General features: G+C 50.1%; 15 protein-coding genes and 1 tRNA gene. 9 read left to right on the plus strand and 7 right to left on the minus strand.

The window, feature by feature from the left end:
- Positions 1-27: 27 nt before the first annotated feature.
- The 3 genes from CAP50_RS00090 to CAP50_RS00100 all read left to right on the plus strand — a co-directional run bounded on the left by CAP50_RS00090 (position 28) and on the right by CAP50_RS00100 (position 4,903).
- Positions 28-729 (plus strand): ABC transporter ATP-binding protein, encoded by a 702-nt coding sequence (locus CAP50_RS00090; RefSeq protein ID WP_100748568.1) that lies wholly within the window; start codon positions 28-30, stop codon positions 727-729.
- Complete coding sequence (locus tag CAP50_RS00095; protein ID WP_100748945.1) at positions 719-3,337, plus strand: ABC transporter permease; 2,619 nt, start codon at positions 719-721, stop codon at positions 3,335-3,337. The genes CAP50_RS00090 and CAP50_RS00095 overlap by 11 nt, the downstream gene beginning before the upstream one ends.
- A gap of 246 nt (positions 3,338-3,583) precedes the next feature.
- The gene (locus CAP50_RS00100) at positions 3,584-4,903 is read left to right on the plus strand and encodes a valine--pyruvate transaminase (protein ID WP_100748569.1); all 1,320 of its coding nucleotides are present in this window, start codon (positions 3,584-3,586) and stop codon (positions 4,901-4,903) included.
- Between the two features lie 75 nt (positions 4,904-4,978).
- On the opposite strand, the gene CAP50_RS00105 is transcribed toward CAP50_RS00100, so the two are convergent.
- The 4 genes from CAP50_RS00105 to hisB all read right to left on the minus strand — a co-directional run bounded on the left by CAP50_RS00105 (position 4,979) and on the right by hisB (position 8,165).
- Positions 4,979-5,932, minus strand: coding sequence for a DJ-1/PfpI family protein (locus tag CAP50_RS00105; protein ID WP_100748570.1), 954 nt, complete (start codon positions 5,930-5,932; stop codon positions 4,979-4,981).
- 276 nt (positions 5,933-6,208) lie between these two features.
- Positions 6,209-6,598: a hypothetical protein gene (locus tag CAP50_RS00110; RefSeq protein ID WP_100748571.1), complete on the minus strand. Its 390-nt coding sequence runs from the start codon at positions 6,596-6,598 to the stop codon at positions 6,209-6,211.
- Positions 6,599-6,725: 127 nt separating this feature from the next.
- The gene (gene hisH / locus CAP50_RS00115; RefSeq protein ID WP_100748572.1) at positions 6,726-7,361 is read right to left on the minus strand and encodes an imidazole glycerol phosphate synthase subunit HisH; all 636 of its coding nucleotides are present in this window, start codon (positions 7,359-7,361) and stop codon (positions 6,726-6,728) included.
- Between the two features lie 144 nt (positions 7,362-7,505).
- Positions 7,506-8,165 carry an imidazoleglycerol-phosphate dehydratase HisB gene (gene hisB, locus CAP50_RS00120; RefSeq protein WP_241900585.1) on the minus strand — a complete coding sequence of 220 codons (660 nt, stop codon included), beginning with the start codon at positions 8,163-8,165 and terminating at the stop codon, positions 7,506-7,508.
- Positions 8,166-8,565: 400 nt separating this feature from the next.
- Between hisB and CAP50_RS00125 the strand changes: the two genes are divergently transcribed.
- Positions 8,566-8,988, plus strand: a complete 423-nt coding sequence (locus CAP50_RS00125; protein WP_100748573.1) for a hypothetical protein — start codon at positions 8,566-8,568, stop codon at positions 8,986-8,988.
- Between the two features lie 147 nt (positions 8,989-9,135).
- Positions 9,136-9,211: transfer RNA gene (locus CAP50_RS00130), tRNA-Phe, on the plus strand.
- Positions 9,212-9,294: 83 nt separating this feature from the next.
- Here the strand turns inward: CAP50_RS00130 and CAP50_RS00135 are convergent.
- A complete protein-coding gene (locus CAP50_RS00135) occupies positions 9,295-9,651 on the minus strand; it encodes a hypothetical protein (RefSeq protein WP_100748574.1) in 357 nt (118 codons plus the stop codon).
- A gap of 188 nt (positions 9,652-9,839) precedes the next feature.
- Between CAP50_RS00135 and CAP50_RS00140 the strand changes: the two genes are divergently transcribed.
- Both CAP50_RS00140 and CAP50_RS00145 read left to right on the plus strand, forming a co-directional pair.
- Positions 9,840-10,340 carry a DUF4385 domain-containing protein gene (locus CAP50_RS00140; RefSeq protein ID WP_100748575.1) on the plus strand — a complete coding sequence of 167 codons (501 nt, stop codon included), beginning with the start codon at positions 9,840-9,842 and terminating at the stop codon, positions 10,338-10,340.
- A gap of 228 nt (positions 10,341-10,568) precedes the next feature.
- Positions 10,569-11,252, plus strand: a complete 684-nt coding sequence (locus CAP50_RS00145) for a phosphoglycolate phosphatase (RefSeq protein WP_100748576.1) — start codon at positions 10,569-10,571, stop codon at positions 11,250-11,252.
- A 51-nt stretch (positions 11,253-11,303) separates the two neighbouring features.
- Here the strand turns inward: CAP50_RS00145 and CAP50_RS00150 are convergent, their stop codons facing one another.
- On the minus strand, positions 11,304-12,872 hold the full coding sequence (locus CAP50_RS00150) for a YifB family Mg chelatase-like AAA ATPase (RefSeq protein ID WP_100748577.1): 1,569 nt from the start codon (positions 12,870-12,872) through the stop codon (positions 11,304-11,306).
- A 294-nt stretch (positions 12,873-13,166) separates the two neighbouring features.
- Here CAP50_RS00150 and CAP50_RS00155 point away from each other — a divergent pair, with 294 nt between their 5' ends.
- Both CAP50_RS00155 and hemN read left to right on the plus strand, forming a co-directional pair.
- Positions 13,167-15,707 (plus strand): penicillin acylase family protein, encoded by a 2,541-nt coding sequence (locus CAP50_RS00155; protein ID WP_100748578.1) that lies wholly within the window; start codon positions 13,167-13,169, stop codon positions 15,705-15,707.
- A 351-nt stretch (positions 15,708-16,058) separates the two neighbouring features.
- Complete coding sequence (hemN, locus tag CAP50_RS00160; RefSeq protein WP_446737499.1) at positions 16,059-17,522, plus strand: oxygen-independent coproporphyrinogen III oxidase; 1,464 nt, start codon at positions 16,059-16,061, stop codon at positions 17,520-17,522.
- An 88-nt stretch (positions 17,523-17,610) separates the two neighbouring features.
- Here hemN and CAP50_RS00165 read toward each other — a convergent pair whose 3' ends face one another.
- Positions 17,611-18,471 (minus strand): SPFH domain-containing protein, encoded by an 861-nt coding sequence (locus CAP50_RS00165; RefSeq protein WP_075101278.1) that lies wholly within the window; start codon positions 18,469-18,471, stop codon positions 17,611-17,613.
- Positions 18,472-18,474: the final 3 nt, after the last annotated feature.

Genomic DNA, 18,474 nt, shown 5'->3' on the forward strand with positions numbered 1-18,474 from the left:
CTTAAACCAACCAACCGGAACTGTCCCATGACCGCCACATTTACCAGTAACGCCATACTCAGTGCCGCGCATTTACATAAAACCGTGCAAGTCGGTGAGCAATCACTGGCCATCATCAAAGACGTCAGCATCCATGTCGATGCCGGCGAATTTGTGGTGATTATGGGCAAATCAGGCTCAGGTAAATCCACCTTACTGGGTCTACTGGCCGCGCTAGATTATCCCGATAGTGGCTCGGTTACGCTGGCTGGACAAACGCTAAGCGCGCTTGATGAAGATGCGCTAGCGGTGATTCGTCAGCGCGAGATGGGCTTTGTCTTTCAGTCGTTTCATCTACTGCCGACCTTGAGCGTGCGCGAAAATATCGCTTTTCCGCTAGATATCGCGCGTCGTGCTGATCCTGCGCGGGTCGATGCCTTAATCGAAGCAGTCGGGCTCGGCCATCGACGTGATAGCTTGCCCAGTCAACTATCCGGCGGTGAGCAGCAGCGCACAGCGGTGGCGCGCGCGCTGGTCGCCCAGCCAAAGATTGTCTTTGCCGATGAGCCGACAGGTAACTTGGATGAGCAAAACGCCGAGCAGGTCATGCAGCTATTGCTAGACTTGCGTGCGCAGACAGGCTCGGCGCTGGTCGTCGTGACGCATGATCCAGCACTCGCTGACATGGCCGATCGAGTCATCACCATGCATGATGGTATGATAGATGGGTCAAACGCTGATGAAAAATAAACCAAGCGCTGCTACAACTCAGTCTGCTACAACCCAGCCTCATGGCCTGATAGGTCAGCTATTTACTCGCACGTTAGGCGCGCAAGCCCTCACCCGTAGCTGGTGGCGACGCTGGGTGTATCCGGTATTGTTTTTACTGACGCTGACACTATCGCTGGCCACTTATCTGACTCTGGACTCTATCCAGCAGTCCGTCGATCGCTACATCACTGACAATCAGCGAGCGCTGGTCGGCGGCGATCTGATACTCAACAGCAAACAAGACTGGCCAAGCGAGGTCATGGCACAAGTCAACACCCTGCCTGCCAGCCAAGTCGTCTACGACCATCAGTTTAGTGCGATGGTGGTGAGCGCAGAGCAGACATTGCTGACACAGCTCAAAGCCGTCTCTCCTGCTTATCCATTATATGGCGACGTCGAGCTGGCCTCCGGACAACCGCTGTGGCAACAGCTGACAGCCGATAGCATCATCGTCGCGCCAGAGGTGCTAAATGGTCTTGGCGCTACCGTCGGCGATGTCGTCACCATCGGTGATGGACGCTTTACCATCCGTGATGTACTGACCAAAGAGCCAGATCGCCCTTTAAGTGCCTTTGGCTTTGGCGGGCGGGTCTTGATACAGCAACAAGCGCTGGCAGCCACCAACCTATTGGGGCAGCGCAGCCGTGTCAACTACCGTATCGAGATGGCAGGAGATGCCGAGACGATAGCGGCGCAGCACGCAACGCTTGAGCAGCTACTCGTAAGCCATCCTGATATCGAGCTGTCTGACGCCAAGTCAGCGGATACGTCTGTCTCGCGTATCTCTGATAATGTGTTGATGTTTTTAAAGCTATTGGTCATCGCCGTCCTCCTGCTCTCGGCGGTGGCGATGTATGGGGTGATTAGTGCCTTTGTCAGCAAAGAGCAGCCAAGCAACGCCATTCGCCTAGCCTTAGGTGAGCCGCTTGCCTCGCTCAAACGCAGCTACTATCAGTTACTACTTACGACCACCATCATCGCTTGTATCGCAGCGAGTATCCTTGGTGCCGGCTTACTACAGGTCAGTCAGCCTTACCTTGGCGCTATCTTACCTGCCGATGTGGCGCTAGCGATCAACCCCATTAGCGTCCTAAAAACCATCATCATCGCGCTGCTCTTGAGCTTTGTCATCGCCCAGCGCGGTTTACGCCCGCTGAACCACACCAAACCTGCCACCTTGCTCAATCAAGGCGCAAGTCAGTCCAATCAAAACCTGCCATGGTATCGACGCCTGCCTATACTATGGTACGGGCTGATGCTAACAAGTCTGTATGTGTTTTTTGCTTATGAAGTGGGCTCGTGGCTACTGGGCGCGCAGCTGCTGATCGGCCTGATTGGCTTTGTCGCGATATTTTGGCTGCTTGCTCGTGGCTGGCTATGGCTCTTGGCACAACTGGCCTCGCGCCACCGTATCAGCTGGATGCAGCGTATCGCCATTCATAATTTGGCGCGCAAAGGCAACCAATCGGCGCTGTTTTTTGTCACCTTATCGCTGTCGGTCGCCGTCCTAACACTTATCACCACGCTTAATCACAGTATCAACGAGCAGTTTATCAACACCTACCCTGCAGACGCGCCCAATATATTTTTGCTCGATGTGCAAAGCGAACAACACGACGCGATTAATAACATCATTGGCGCACCGGTCAGCTATTACCCCGTTATTCGCGCGCGTATCGTCACCGCTGGCGGTGTGCCTGTACAAGATATCGAGCCTACAGAAGGCTTTGATAATCCGGCGCGAGTGTTTAATTTAAGCTACGCCGACACGGTGATGGATACTGAGTTCATCACTGATTCTCTAGAAAAAAACGCGCTCTATGCGCCTATCACCACCGATCATCCCGATAATGGCAACGCCGCGCAGACCATAGCGCCCCTATCTATCTTGGATACGGCCGCCAGTTTGCTCAATGTCGACATGGGCGACGAGATCATTTTTAATATCCAAGGGATCAAAATCGTCGGGCAAATCACCAGTATCCGCTCGCGCTTCGAGCGTGGCCCGAGTCCGTATTTTTATTTTTTGTTTGAGCCATCGGTGCTGTCCAGCGCGCCGCAAATCCAGTTTGCCACCGCGCATATCCCTGAGGACCGTATCGCCGAGGTACAAGGTCAGCTGGTACGCAAGTTCCCTGCTGTCACCACCATTGACGGTACCGCTATCGCCGAGCAAGTCCAAGATTTGGTCGTGCAAATGAGCCGCTTGGTCTATGTCTTCACCCTACTGGCATTGCTAACAGGCGTCATGGTATTGATCAGCTCGCTGCTGTCCACCTCACAGGACCGTATGACCGAGAGCGCCTCATTTCGCCTGCTGGGGATGCAAAAGCGCGATTTATATATGCTCAATATCTTAGAGCTTGGCGTGCTTGGGATTAGTGCGGCGACATTTGCGGTGGTTATCGCCAGCGTTGGCGCGTGGTTTGCGATTACCCAATGGTTTGACTTACGCTATAGTGTGCCGTGGATGAGCTTAAGCATTGGCGGCGGGCTGCTGCTCGCCCTGCTGCTGGGTATTGCGATCATTTATGTGCGCTTGGTGATTGGACGCGGGATTATGGCACGAGTACGGGCGATGGTTTGAGAAGCGTTAAAAAATTGTATTCAATTTTAGCTTTGCAAGAATTCCGCCCCAAATCCCTGAATTCCTAAACCCTCAAACCAAAACGCACGCTATGGATATAGTGGGCGTTTTTTTACTTAAGACACAACTATATAAACCAATATCAGCCGCGCAGATTGCTTATTTTATAGAAACCTTTTGCTATACTAGCCTAACTTTATCGATTAAATTCTCCCTTATACTTCTCTAAAACAGCACGGTAACCTTATGAAATTCTCCAAGTTTGGTCAGAAATTTACCCAGCCGACCGGCATCTCTCAGCTTATGGACGATCTAGGCGATGCGCTTAAAAGCGATCAGCCAGTCAATATGCTCGGTGGTGGCAATCCGGCGCGGATCGATGCGGTCAACGAGCTGTTTTTGCAGACGTATCGAGAGCTTGGCAATGATAACGATACAGGCGAAGCAAATAGTACCTCAATCATCAGTATGGCCAATTACTCCAATCCGCAAGGCGATGCCGCCTTTATCGAGGCGTTGGTGGGCTTCTTTAATCGCCATTATGATTGGAATCTCACGGCGGACAATATCGCGCTGACCAATGGCTCACAAAATGCGTTTTTCTTTTTGTTTAATTTGTTTGGCGGCGCTTTCGTTGACGAAAAAAACGCGTCTAGCGATAAATCCATTTTATTGCCGCTGACGCCTGAATATATCGGCTATAGTGACGTGCATATAGAGGGTCAGCACTTTACCGCTGTGTTGCCGCATATTGAAGAAGTGACGCATGAGGGCGAAGAGGGCTTCTTTAAATATCGCGTGGATTTTGAGGCGTTAGAGAGCTTGCCTGCGCTGACCGAAGGCCGTATTGGCGCGATTTGCTGCTCACGCCCGACCAACCCAACCGGTAATGTGTTGACCGATGAAGAAATGGCGCGCTTGGCCAAGATTGCGCGTCGCTATGAGGTACCACTGATCATCGATAACGCTTATGGTATGCCCTTCCCCAATATTATTTATTCAGACGTCACGCTCAATTGGGATGACAATACCATTTTGTGTTTTAGCCTATCCAAGATTGGCTTGCCGGGGGTGCGTACGGGAGTTATCGTGGCCGCGCCTGAGGTCACTGCAGCGGTCAGCGCGATGAATGCGGTGGTCAATCTCTCGCCCACGCGCTTTGGGGCGTCTATCGCCACGCCTCTGGTCGAAAACGATGCCATTAAAGACTTGTCGGATAACGAGATTAAGCCGTTTTATCAGCAGCAAGCAAAAACTGCGGTTGCGCTACTAAAGAGCGAGCTGGGCGACTATCCGTTATCGATTCATAAGCCTGAGGGTGCAATATTTCTGTGGTTATGGTTTAAGGACTTGCCGATTACCACGCTTGAGCTGTACGAACGCCTAAAAGAAAAAGGCACGCTTATCGTCCCAAGTCAGTATTTCTTCCCTGGTGTCGATGTCAGTGATTATCAGCATGCGCATGAGTGTATTCGCATGAGTATCGCGGCGGATGAGGACACGTTGGCCAAAGGCATTGCAGTGATTGGTGAGGTGGTACGAAAGCTATATGATGAGGCTAAGTAAAACCTGCTCTTTTTGAATGTAAAAAACGGACTAATAAATAGTCCGTTTTTTTTGGATTAAACGCATCAAAACCTGTTAATTAAGCGCGTTTAGCAACGCTTTGGCGCTTATCTTACCAAAGTCATTGGCTGCGAGCGGCCCATCACCTGAGATTAGCTTACGATCTTGATGCGTTTGCCCCGAGGCCAGTTTATTGTCAATGGTAACGCCTAAATCTTCTAACTTATCCGCAAAGTACCACGTTAAATCACCCGGCAAATAACCAATTTTTGGCATTTGCTTGTCCATCGCAGTGGGGAACGCCACCATTTTATAGCCCTTATAGATAAAGTCGCGACTGCCAGCATCGTCTTGATTTGCCTTTTTATCAGAGCGGTGAGGGCTATCTAGATTAGCCGCCAATAACGCTGCTGGTCCATGACAAATCGCTAAGGTAAACAAATCGTTTTTATACGCCCAGCGTAGCAACTCACCAAGGTTTTTATCCTCCGGCAGGCCGAGCATCGCGCCATGACCACCAGGGATAAAAATCGCTGCATAGTCATCACTGGCATCGCTATCAGCCATGTCATTTTTGACAAAATCCGCGATACTTTTTGGACTTTCAAACTTGGTCTCGTACTCGCTATAGAGTTGTTTGACGTCGTCATCATCTTCTGGCATCGCCCACTGCTCGACTTTTACAGCCTTGCCGGTTGGGGTAAATACATCGATATCGAAGCCTGCTTGCTTAAAGTGTAATAACGGCACCATCATCTCTACAGGGTGATTACCGGTCTTAAATTTATTACCGTTTTTCATGGTCATATACTGCTCTTGGGTACAGACCATCATGATTTTTTTATCGCCGGTATAGGGGTCGTCGTACTCGGTATGATCGTAGTTGGTCTTACTCGGTGCGGCTATTTTTAGCGAGGATGGGGAGGGTATAAAAACGCCTGCCTCTATCTCTTGCGGCTCTAACCCCAAGGTGTCTTTGGCCTTGTCTAACGTATCTTTGGCTTTGTCTAATAGCTCTTGGATATTCATCGTACTTCCTTTTTTATTGCTTATAGTTTTATGACTTGTATTAGCCTCATCAAAAAAGATGACACCTGTAAAGTAGCAAAATAAGGAGACGTGAAATAGACGAGACTTTTTATGTTTCGTAAGCTTTGTAAAGATAAGGCCGCTTATGAGCCTGCAACCGGTACAAATTTTTCTTGCGTGCTGTGCCTGCGCCGCTCAAGGCTACGAGAAACCACGTGTCTTCTCGCTGTACCGTTTTTATATCGGATTGACTATAGTGACGGGCGACAGCAAAAGCTAGCCGTCCATTTTTTTATGGCGCTTGAGTAAGGCTTTGGTATGGGGGGTGGGCTGAAATATTTTTAGCCATTTATTGGCCGCATAAAGCACCAAGGGCAGCAGGCAGGTGTTTATCAGGTCGTGTAGGCTGGCTTTGATATCCAAGACTCCCAGCGCAAACACCCCTTTTGGAATGATGATATGGCGATTATCCAGATACTCCCCGAGCAGCGCCACGCTCACCACCACCAGCAGTGCCATAAAAGCTCTGAGATTTTGGTTTTTGATAAGAGGGCGCAGTATCAGCAGGCACAGCAGATATACCCCGACACCGACATAGATGTGCAGCGCATCTTTGGCTAGGCCTGTGACGTCGATGATATTGATTTTAAAGGCGGTAAAATCCACTGGTGTTTTCCATACATAACAGCAAGCAATAGCTGCGGCCAATAAAAAATGAGCAACGCCGTCGACTCGCCTTTCAAACTGATATCTGTTCAGCGTGACTACTGATGAAAAAGACAGCGTTGTCAGGCTATATATCCCACTCCACAAAGTTTTTTAATAGCTGCAAGCCTGCGGTATGGCTTTTTTCGGGGTGAAACTGGGTGGCAAACAAGTTGTCTTGGACCACGCTGGCACAAAACGGCTGACCATAGTCACAGACAGCGGCCACTTGTGCGCTATCGGCAGGCGCGCAGTAATAACTGTGCACAAAATAAAAATACGCATGATCATCGATACCGCGCCACAATGGATGGTGAAAGTCCATACCGCTAACGGTATTCCAGCCCATGTGCGGCACTTTAATCGTCGCGCCTTGCTCGTCTGTCCACGCCGGATCAAAGGCTTCTACGCTACCATTTAGGATGCCTAGGCAATTTGTGCCGCCATTTTCTGCCGATTGCTCAAACAGCGCTTGCATACCGACACAAATGGCCATCACGGGTTTGTTAAAGATCGCGTCGCGTACGACATCATCGATACCCGCATCGGCCATACCAGCCATACAGTCGCGCATGGCACCGACACCGGGGAAGACGATTTTGTCGGCAGCAGCGACGACTTTTGGGTCATTGGTGATAGAGACGTCTGCCCCTACCGCTGACAATGCTTTGCCAGCTGAGTGCAAATTACCCATGCCGTAATCTAATAAGGCGATTTTGGTCATTGATTGGTTCTCGTTTTTGAATCGTTTTTATTATATTTGATAACAGCGGATGAGGTACAGATAAATCCTGCTACGAGCAAAAGCGCCAACGGTACAAGCCGTGCAATAAGCGCGGCTATGACCGTAGCAGCACCGCACCTATCCTTAAAACGCCTCTTTGGTCGACGGTAGCGTATTCAACGCACGCTCATCATATTCACAGGCCATACGCAGGGCGCGAGCAAAGGCTTTAAAGGTCGACTCGATTTGGTGATGGCTGTTTTTGCCTTTAAGATTGTCCAAATGCACGGTCATCCATGAGTGGTTGACAAAGCCGTAAAAGAATTCGCTAAACAGATCGACATCGAACTTGCCGACATGTGAGCGGGTAAATGGAATATCCATATGCAGGCCTGGACGCCCTGAGAGATCGACGACCGCGCGAGTCAATGACTCATCGAGCGGCGCATAAAAATGCCCATAACGACGAATGCCTTTTTTGTCGCCGAGCGCTTTGGCAAATGCCTGCCCAAGGGTGATACCTGTGTCCTCGACGCTGTGATGGTCATCGATATAGGTATCGCCTGTACATTTTATATCCAGATCAAAGAGACCATGACGCTTGATTTGATCGATCATATGATCCAAAAACGGCACCCCTGTGTCGACGACGCCTTGACCGGTGCCATCGAGATTGACCGTACATTTGACTTGGGTCTCAGCGGTATTGCGCTCGACGGTGGCGGTGCGCGCTGGACGGCCATGTAGGTTTGGGGTTTGTGGCAGGGATTGTTCAGGGGTATGGGTGGTCGAATTGGCTGTCATGGCTACTCTCTATCAATAAAAGCGGTCAATAAAATGTGCTCAATAAAATAGGACGATAAACGTCCAATAAACACTCGTACGTTGCGAGCGGTGTCAACAAAGTCTGTCAATTACAAAAGATTAAAAAAGACTAAAATATGGCTGGCGCGCATGAGCTAAATGCAGTCTGTCTGCCAGAGACAATACGCGGCCTACCTGCATCATAGCAAACCCTAACCACGACCGCCACGGCCAAGCGCCAAACCACGCACAAAATCTGCGTATTCTGCTAAAATAGTGCATTGAGTTTTATCAATCATCAATGCTGTGACGCTGTGATGCCGCGTGCTATCTTGTTTATACCGACCTGACCTTATCACTGTCTACTTATAATATTCCATTTTTGATAGGAACAACTGCCATGCCTTTAGAAGCCATTGCCATCAACCGCTTAGACGCCCCGCTGATCAAAAAACCTGCACGCGACAATGAGCTGGCCGAGCGCTTGGCGGCACTATATGACAGCGATGAGACCCAGCCTAGTGGTGCAGAGGTGCTTCGGCTCGTTGAGCAAGGATTTAGCCGTGGGCAATATCTATACATCGGTATGTTTAATGATAAGCCCATCGCCGCGGTGGCTTGCTTCGATGACGGGCAAACCAATGCCAAACGCCTGCAATACCTCACCGTACATCCAGAAAACCGCAAACGCGCGATTGATGCCAAGTTTATCAAACTGGTGTATGATGCCGAGGTCAAAAAAGGCGTGCGAGAGTTCGTCCCTGCCGATGATGCTATTCATCGTATCATGAGCGAGTATGAGCTGCTGCGCGTCAAAAACTAGGGCGTGTCCTCAATTCAATCACTCAAAGTAAGACAAAACCCGATTATTTCGCTTATATTGACGGATATAGAGACTTTTATCACATATAATGCAAAAACCCCTTGACAGCAGCGGCGATATTTAGTTTAATAGCGCCTCAACGAAGACGGCTCGATAGCTCAGTAGGTAGAGCAACGGATTGAAAATCCGTGTGTCGGCAGTTCGATCCTGCCTCGAGCCACCATTCGTTTACTAGATTCTAAAACCCCAAACATTGAGAAATGTTTGGGGTTTTTTTATGGCTGATTTTTATGGATTAATACTCACTTAACGCTGGTATAGCCTACCACGCAATAACAGCTCACAGCGCTCGCGCGAATCCAAATCATACACCGTGGCGCGGTAATCAATACCATGACGCCCCTCAAAAAACACCACCCGATCCCCCACCGCCAAAAAACACGACGTGCGCGCATCATAGATAAAACCATCAATCACAAAGGCCAAGTCACGGTCTATCTCTCGTACGGTATAGGTCTCACCCTGCGGGATAAAACGCTCAAACCACGCGCCATATGCCGCCGTGCTACTGAGCACACTGATGAGTAGCGCCGCGACACCCAACCTGTATTTTGAACATAAAATCGAGGTGATGCCACATGGTTTTATACGTTTTATTGTCATGGTTTTGACCTACTCAATAATCATCAAACGCTATCTAATGCTGGCCTTAGCGATAAAGCCAGCAGCGGTGACTCATATAGTAATCGCTCACTGTCACGGTTGTATAACACTTTTGCGCTGTTTTTTAGACAGCTGCGCTCAGTATACTCGATAGTAGCCGTAAACATCATACAAAGGATAAGGGCACGATGCGAGAGTTTGATTATGACTTAGATTATAAAAACCTAGACCTACGCGCGCAGCCTGAGCTATACCGAGTCGGGCGCGGCGAGCAAGGCGTGCTGTTGGTCGAGCCTTATAAGTCTGAGATTTTGCCGCACTGGCGCTTTGCCACCCCTGAGGTTGCCAAGCAAAGTAGCGAAACGATTTATCAGATGTTTTTGGATTACTTGGCGAAGGATGATTTTGTCGGTGCTGACATGGCGCGCAAGTTTATCCAAATGGGCTACACACGCGCGCGGCGCTACGCCAATCACAAGGGCGGCAAAAAATACAAAGGGCCGGTACCTGACGATAAAAAAGGCCAAAGCGGCGCGCATGGCCGCGAAGAGTTACCGCGGCAGCAAGAGGACCCTATCAAAGCAGAGTCCGCTCGTATTTTTAAACAGAAATGGGACGCGTGCCGTAAAAATGACACCTATCTACAAATGAAAAAAGCGCACCGCGAGCGCTATAAAGATGTCGACTAGCGATATTCAAGCCTGCATAACAGTGGGTGCAAAAGCTTAGCTGTGCTATGGTAGCACAGACGATCAAGATAGCTATCCTTGCATAAAATCAATACAGCGCTTGGCTCGCTTGCAGTGCCCCAACTCATTGCACACTGTCGCTTGCCTGCCTTGCCTTATATTGTTTGGTATTGTTTGACATCGAAGCTATCTTAAATCCGCTATAGCAACACGAAACCGAGAGGAATAATGGATAAGCAACTGTTGATTTTTGATTTTGATGGTACGCTCATCGATAGCGTACCAGACTTGGCAGATGCCGTAAACGCCATGCTGAGCACACTTGGCAAAGACACCTACCCTATTGATACCATACGTAATTGGGTCGGCAACGGCTCACGCATGCTGGTGGCACGTGCCTTGGTCGGCAAAATAGAGGTGCTAGAAGACGAGCTAAATACAGACACTCTAGATCACGCCGAAGCGGTGTTTTTTACGGCTTATAAAGACATTAGCGGTAGCAAAACGGTCGCCTATCCAGACGTCGATGATGGTCTCAAACAACTAAGAGCAGCGGGCTACACACTGGCTTTGGTCACCAACAAGCCCATTGGTTTTGTCCCAAAAATCTTACAGTCCTTTGGCTGGCAAGAGCTGTTTAGTGCCGTGCTCGGCGGCGATAGCTTAGCGCAAAAAAAACCAGATGCCGCGCCGCTGCTACATGTCTGCCAAACGCTGGGCGTCACGCCAGCACAAGCCATCATGATAGGCGACTCTAGAAATGATATCTTGGCCGGCCAAAACGCCGGTATGGACACGCTGGGGCTGTCTTATGGCTACAACTATGGACAAGATATTCGTAAGCTAAATCCCACCCATGCATTCGATGACTTTGCCACCTTGGTGCAATGGATCTTGCAAAACGATGCGTAAGCAATAAAACACAGCCTATAAGACTTTAACTTAAGCGATCCTGATTTGCTGTTATGCTTTGCCTCGATAGCTGAGCGCCTCGGACAAATGAGCGCTGGTGACATCTTGACTAGCGGCAAGATCGGCAATGGTGCGAGCAACGCGTAAGACTCTATGATAGCCACGCGCCGATAAATTAAGTCGCTGCTGAGCCAACTGCAACAGTTGCTGCTCGCCCTCGCCCAGTGGCACATACTTATCGATCTCGCTTGGGCTCAGTGCATTATTGACCTTGTGTTGCCGCGTTATTTGGCGTTGATGCGCGGCGGCGACACGCTCGCGGACTTGTGCGGAGGTTTCGCCTGTCTGCGCGCTCTGCAAGTCTGCGATGGGTAGTGCAGGTACAGTGATGTGCAAATCAATACGATCGAGTAGCGGCCCTGAGAGTTTGTCTTGATAGCGCTTGATCTGCTCAGGTCGACAGCGGCAGCGTCCCGAGCCATCACCGTCATAACCACATGGGCAAGGGTTCATCGCCGCTACGAGCTGAAAGCTGGCCGGAAAGGTCATTTGTGAGTTGGCACGGCTGATGGTGATTTGCTTGGCCTCCAACGGCTGACGCAAGACCTCGAGCACAGTACGATCAAACTCTGGTAGCTCATCGAGAAATAAAACCCCCTTATCAGCAAGTGTTATTTCACCAGGTTTCGGACGTGAGCCACCGCCCACCAGCGCCACCGCCGATATGGTGTGATGCACTTGACGAAAGGGCCGTGTACCATAATCATAATCACTGTCTGCCACCGAGTAAGTGCTGGCTACCTCCAGCGCCTCCTCATCACTCAAATCTGGCAAGATGGTCGGCAATCTCGATGCCATCAGCGTCTTGCCAGAGCCAGGCGGCCCTGTAAACAGTAACGAATGACCGCCTGCTGCCGCAATCTCTAATGCCCGTCTGGCATGATGCTGGCCTTTGACATCAGCCAAATCTACCTGATAGCCGACATGCCGCTGCACGGTGCTGGGCGTGACAATGGGTAAACGCTGAGAGGTCGCGTTTGGGTCAGTCAGTGACTGTAAGTGCTCACACACTGCCTGTAAGCTTTCGGCGGCCAATACATTTACACCCTCGACGCGGCTGGCCTCAGCACCATTATCCATGGGCACGATCAACTGCGGCAGTTTTTGCGCGCAGCCTTTTGGGTCAGCTGTCGTGGTCATTTGCCCTAACCGCGCCGTTACCCCCTCTGCTTTTATCGCCCGTGCTACTGCCAGACTGCCGCTGACTTGGCGCAGCTCGCCATTTAGCGCCAGCTCGCCGATAAACTCAAACGCGGACAAGCCTTCAGGTTCGATCTGACCACTCGCCGCTAAGATACCAATCGCAATCGGCAAATCCAGCCGCGCGCCATCTTTTGGCAGGTCCGCTGGCGCTAGGTTGATGGTCAGACGACGATTGGGAAACTGAAAGCCCGAGTTTAAGATGGCGGAGCGTACGCGATCCTTACTCTCACGGACGGCCGCTTCTGGCAAACCCACAATGGTGAGTGCAGGCAATCCTTGCGATAAATGCACCTCAATGATGACCTTGGGGGCATGCAGTCCGACGACTGAGCGGGTATAGACTTGGGCAAACGACATCAGTACTTCCTAACATAGGGAATCAATCGATAATAAAACATTATTTATCAGTGCGCAAATGTCGTGTTTCACTCTCTTCATCTTCGGTTTTAATATCACTCAATACTGATGCATTAAATAAGGCGTAAGCGCTAGCATCACGCTTCTATATTGTTATATGATGAATAGATGCGTCTTAATCTCAACCCTAGTCTTAAACGCATGAGCAATAAAAGGATGTTATTGCCTCATAAAGCTGATTGAGTCGAGCTTTATGTACCACGCTTTTTTTAACCAACCAAGGATGGATAAGTTATGAGCATCAATGCGCTTAATCGGCGTGTGCCGACCCTTACGCTACTGACAGTGGCCGTCTCCTTAGCTCTATTCGGTTGTTCGGATAGTGACAATAGTTTTAATAACACTGATACCGCCCAGCCCACGACCACCTACGAGGTGGACATTCAGCGCACCGAGTTTGGCATCCCGCATATCACCGCAAAAGACTATAAAAGCCTAGGATACGGCGTTGGTTATGCCTTTGCCGAAGACAACATCTGCTCGCTGGCCCGCGAAATCGTGGTTGCTCGTGGTCAGAGCATGCTCTATCTGGGCGAGGACGGTGATGTCACCAGCGATGTGTTTTATACCTGGTACAACTCGCCTGCCAAACGCCAGCAGTTTTTGACCGCCCAACAGCCAGAAGTACTTGATGCCGTAGCAGGCTATGCGGCAGGCTATAGCCGCTACTTGCGCGATACAGGGGTGGACAACATCGACCCTGAATGTGCAGGCGCGCCATGGGTACAAGAAATCGATACCGATGACTTGCTTGCGCTTTATGGCAAGGCCAACTTGCGCGGCGGTCTTGCCAATTTTGTTGCGCCCATCGTCGCTGCAGCCCCGCCTGCAGTAGATACTGCTATGACGAGCCGTAGGCTGCCTACCAGCTCAGGTGCGGCATCAGAGACATCGCTATACTCCTCTTCATCTTCATCTTCATCCTCATCTTCATCGGCCTCAGCATCAGAGCTGGCGGCGGGCTTTGATTTTGATATGACCACCATCAATGTGATGGATGGCGGCAGTAATGCTTATGCCTTGGGCAGTGAGGTCACCGGCACCCAGCGCGGCATTCTCTATGGCAACCCGCACGAGCCTTGGGATGGCGTACAGCGTTTTTATCAATTTCATCTCACCTTGCCGGGCGAGCTAGACGTCATGGGCGCCGCTCAGCAAGGTCAGCCATTTCCCAATATTGGGTTTAATAAAGACGTCGCTTGGAGTCATACCGTCTCTACCGCCAAACGCTTTACGCTCTATCAGCTTAACCTAGTCGATGGCAATCCGATGAAATATACCTATGAAAACACTGAAGGTACTGTTGAGAAGCGCGACATCAAAAAAGTCGATGTGACAATCCAGCTGCCTGACAACGACAGCCTGACTCAGCCCATCTATCTGTCGCACTATGGCCCGATGCTCGCGGTCAACACCGTCAATGGTCTCCTGCCAGCATGGGGCAGTAACAATCTGGCCTTTACCATTCGTGATGCTGCCTCAGAAAACCCGCGCTCACTTAACCAATGGCTTAGTATGAATAAAGCCGATAGTGTCGAAGATTTAAAAGAGCGTATGCAAGACACCGTCGGGCTTGGGTTTGTTAATACCATCGCTGCGGATAGACATGGCAAAGCCTTGTACGCTGATATCTCAACCGTCCCTCATGTGACCGCAGACAAGCTAAAGAGCTGCATCGCAGGACAGCCGTTTTTACAAGGCATTGTCAGTTTTGATTTACCCGCGCTCAATGGTAGTAAGGCCGCTTGTGAATGGGGCAATGATGCAGATTCGCCGCAAGCTGGGATTTTTGGCGCATCAAACCTACCTTTTTTGATACGTGATGATTATGTGGCCAACTCCAATGACAGCTATTGGTTTAGCAATCCAAACCAGCCATTGACTGATTTTTCACCACTACTGCGTCGGCGCTTAGCCCCCTTTATCTCGGCCAATCTACCAGATGGCGTACCATTATTGATGCGCACGCGTATGGGTTTTCAGCAAATATTTGACCGTTTGGACAACTCAGATGGGTTAGGCGGCGACACCTTTACTCTAGAAAACCTCCAACAAGTGGTCTATGGCAACCGCAGTTATGTCGCGGAGCTAGTGCTTGACGATGTCCTCGCTGACTGCGTCGCCAATCCGGTGCTGACGTTATCGAGCGGTGGCAGTATCGACGCGACCCAAGCCTGCACAGTGCTGAGCAATTGGGACCGCCGTAATAACTTAGGCAGTAGGGGCGCTCATGTCTTTAGAGAGTTTTGGCGCAATGTCGACTTTACCGAAACCACTGATGATGCCTTTGCTGTGCCGTTTGATGAGTCTGACCCTATCAACACACCGCGCGATCTTAAAATCACAGCGGGCACCCGTACCGCCTTGGCAGATGCGATTGCCTATTTTCAAAACAATGGCGTGGCGCTCGATGCCACATTGGGCGAGCTACAATACACCCTTGATGCCAGCAAAAACAACGAGCGTATTCCGATGCATGGTGGCCAAGGACGTGAAGGCGTCTTTAACGTAGCGCGCGGCCCAGCACCAAACGCCGATGCCAGTGAGTATGCCTTTATCAATAACGGCCCGACATATATGCAAGCGGTGACGTTTGATGACAAAGGCCCTGTGGTCAACGCCTTACTGGCGTATTCGCAATCCGCGGATAGCACACGCCCTTATCACCGTGACCAGACGCGGCGTTACGCTGCAAAAGACTGGATTCGCCTGCCGTTTAGTGCCGGTGAGATTGCAGCTCAAGCGGTGGACGATACGCTGCAATTAACCGAGTAAAACCAACTGCTATTTAACCTTATCAAAAGACCTCAGATCACACCGCTGAGGTCTTTTTTCTGCTGAGCGCGCCGTTTCAAGAGCGTAGCAATTCTAAGCCTTTAACCCCCCACTATTACCTCTCCACATCCAAGTCCTTACCCCTCTGCTATAAGTCGTCTCCCCACTACTGGTAGGGATTTGTTATACTAGCGGCAGTAAATCAGTCATCTCTATACAACCAAAAGCGATACCCAAAACCGCAGCCTGTATGGTCAACCCGAGGAATGCCGTATGACAGAATACTCACAACCAGATACTCAGCAGCCCTACAACCGCGCTGACGAGCAGCCGACGACCACGCGCCCTGTCATGCAGCCTGACAACCCATATGCCAGTACGCGCGGCAGTATCACCAGCAAACAGCTGCCAGCGTTTGATGAAACGATGATCCAAAAATACAATCGCTCAGGGCCACGTTATACCTCTTATCCAACAGCGCTGGAGTTTACCCCGATACCAGTAGAGTTAGAGACCAAAATTCTAAAAAATCGCGAAGCGAGGGCGCCGCTGTCTTTATACTTTCACATTCCGTTCTGTCGCCACCTTTGCTATTACTGCGCTTGCAATAAAATCATCACCAAAAAAAACAGCGACTCAGGCGACTATCTACAGTACTTAATCAAAGAGATTACCCACAAGCGCCGCTTGTTGTCGGCGCCAGAGGGCAGTAGCAAGCCTGTCGTCAAGCAGCTACACCTAGGCGGCGGCACGCCAACTTTTTTGCGTGATGAAGAGATGGTTCAGCTCTGGCAGTTTTTACAGACGCAGTTTGAGTTTTTGAGTGATGATGAAGGCGACTACTCTATCGAGATTGATCCGCGTGAGCTGAGTGGCAACACCCTCAAGGTCCTACGCGATCTGGGCTTTAACCGCATCAGCTTAGGGGTACAAGACTTAGACGAGAGCGTCCAAATCGCCGTCAACCGCGTGCATTCAGCGGAATTGATCGAAAACGTACTTACTGAAGCACGCGAATTGGGTTTTCATTCTATCAATATCGATCTGATCTACGGTCTGCCGCATCAAACGCCTGAGACATTGGAGCAAACCGTACGTCGCATCATCGAGATGGCACCCGACCGGCTGTCGGTGTTTAACTACGCGCATCTGCCAGAGCGCTTTAAAGCCCAGCGTCAAATCAAAGAAGCGGATTTACCTAGCCCTGCAGCCAAACTGACCATGCTGGGCAATACCATTAACACGCTCACCGAGACAGGCTATCAATACATCGGCATCGACCACTTTGCCAAGCCCGATGACGAGCTGGCTGTGGCACAGCGCGAGGGTAAATTGCATCGCAATTTTCAGGGCTATACCATCATGGGCGACTGTGATTTGCTCGGCTTTGGGGTCTCATCGATCAGTCAAATCGCCAATGCCAATAGCCGCTATATCTTACAAAACGATACCGACCTGCAAGCTTATCAAGCCACCATCGATGCCGCGCAGCACAATCTGGCCATCATGCCCGCGGTCAAAGTGATCAAAACCTCTATCAAAGATCGCTTGCGCGAGTATGTGATCATGAATTTGCTGTGTCACGACTACATCGACTTTAAAGACGTCAATCAAAAATTTGGTATCGATGCCATCACCTATTTTATTGATGAGATTGCGCAGTTAGGCGCGATGCAAGAGGACAGACTGATCGATATGGATGCCGCTGGTATCCGTGTGCTGCCAAAAGGTCGTCTACTCGCTCGCAACGTCGCCATGGTGTTTGATGAATATTTGGACAAAAAGCACAAAAACCGCTTTTCTAAAGTGATTTAACGTACTTAAAAAAATACTTTATCCACAAAAAAGACCTCGTTTTTGAGGTCTTTTGTTATGTCAATATGAGCGCTCAACCGTAGCGTTGTTACACCTTAAACTTGTCGCCGACCATACCTTTGACCGTGCTCAAGATGTCGGCAGGCAGTACCACCATTTTTGAGTTATCAGACTCTGCAAGCTGACGTATCGACTTGATGTATTGCTCACCGAGCAGATAAACAATCGGCATCTCTTCATCGCCCATCGCGGCAGTAATCAGACGAATGGACTCCTCAGAGCCTTTGGCCAGCACCACTTGTGCTTCAGCGTCACGACGTGAGGCTTCTAGGCGACCATCTGCTTCCAAGATAGCGGCTTGTTTTTGTCCATCGGCACGCGTCACTGTCGCACGGCGCAGGCGCTCTGCTGCGGCCTGCTCTTCCATTGACGCTTGCATCGTATCTGAGGGGTTGATATCTTGAATCTCGACTGTTTTGAGTGTGATTCCCCAATCAGCGATGTCTTCTGAGATGGCATGCTTGAGCTTGGTTTTAATCTCCTCACGACTAGATAGTGCGTTATCCAAATCCATCTCACCGATGATCGAGCGCAGGGAAGTCTGTACCAGATTACGGATACCATACTCATAATCTTCGATACCATAGACCGCCTTATCGGGGCGGACGATATTGATATACGCCACCGCGTTGGCGATGATTACCACGTTATCACGGGTGATGACTTCTTGTGATGGAATATCGAGTACGATGTCTTTGGTGGTAACTTTATACGCGACATCATCGACATAAGGGATAATAAGATTGAGACCAGGCTCTAGCGTTTGGCTATATTTACCCAGTCGCTGCACCACCCACTTATAACCTTGCGGTACGATACGCACCCCTTTAAACACGGTAAAGACTACCAGCGCAATCAACACCACCATCACAATGCTAAAGCTTTCCATAAT

Origin of the sequence: Psychrobacter sp. L7, assembly GCF_002810365.1 — a bacterium.
In the GTDB taxonomy this organism is placed as follows: Bacteria; Pseudomonadota; Gammaproteobacteria; order Pseudomonadales; family Moraxellaceae; genus Psychrobacter; species Psychrobacter celer.

Coding starts and splice junctions, on each gene's coding strand:
- CAP50_RS00090 (WP_100748568.1), top strand. CDS start 28: ATGACCGCCACATTTACCAGTAACGCCATACTCAGTGCCGCGCATTTA.
- CAP50_RS00095 (WP_100748945.1), top strand. CDS start 719: ATGAAAAATAAACCAAGCGCTGCTACAACTCAGTCTGCTACAACCCAG.
- CAP50_RS00100 (WP_100748569.1), top strand. CDS start 3,584: ATGAAATTCTCCAAGTTTGGTCAGAAATTTACCCAGCCGACCGGCATC.
- CAP50_RS00105 (WP_100748570.1), bottom strand. CDS start 5,932: ATGAATATCCAAGAGCTATTAGACAAAGCCAAAGATACGTTAGACAAG.
- hisH (WP_100748572.1), bottom strand. CDS start 7,361: ATGACCAAAATCGCCTTATTAGATTACGGCATGGGTAATTTGCACTCA.
- hisB (WP_241900585.1), bottom strand. CDS start 8,165: ATGACAGCCAATTCGACCACCCATACCCCTGAACAATCCCTGCCACAA.
- CAP50_RS00125 (WP_100748573.1), top strand. CDS start 8,566: ATGCCTTTAGAAGCCATTGCCATCAACCGCTTAGACGCCCCGCTGATC.
- CAP50_RS00135 (WP_100748574.1), bottom strand. CDS start 9,651: ATGACAATAAAACGTATAAAACCATGTGGCATCACCTCGATTTTATGT.
- CAP50_RS00140 (WP_100748575.1), top strand. CDS start 9,840: ATGCGAGAGTTTGATTATGACTTAGATTATAAAAACCTAGACCTACGC.
- CAP50_RS00145 (WP_100748576.1), top strand. CDS start 10,569: ATGGATAAGCAACTGTTGATTTTTGATTTTGATGGTACGCTCATCGAT.
- CAP50_RS00150 (WP_100748577.1), bottom strand. CDS start 12,872: ATGTCGTTTGCCCAAGTCTATACCCGCTCAGTCGTCGGACTGCATGCC.
- CAP50_RS00155 (WP_100748578.1), top strand. CDS start 13,167: ATGAGCATCAATGCGCTTAATCGGCGTGTGCCGACCCTTACGCTACTG.
- hemN (WP_446737499.1), top strand. CDS start 16,059: ATGCAGCCTGACAACCCATATGCCAGTACGCGCGGCAGTATCACCAGC.
- CAP50_RS00165 (WP_075101278.1), bottom strand. CDS start 18,471: ATGGAAAGCTTTAGCATTGTGATGGTGGTGTTGATTGCGCTGGTAGTC.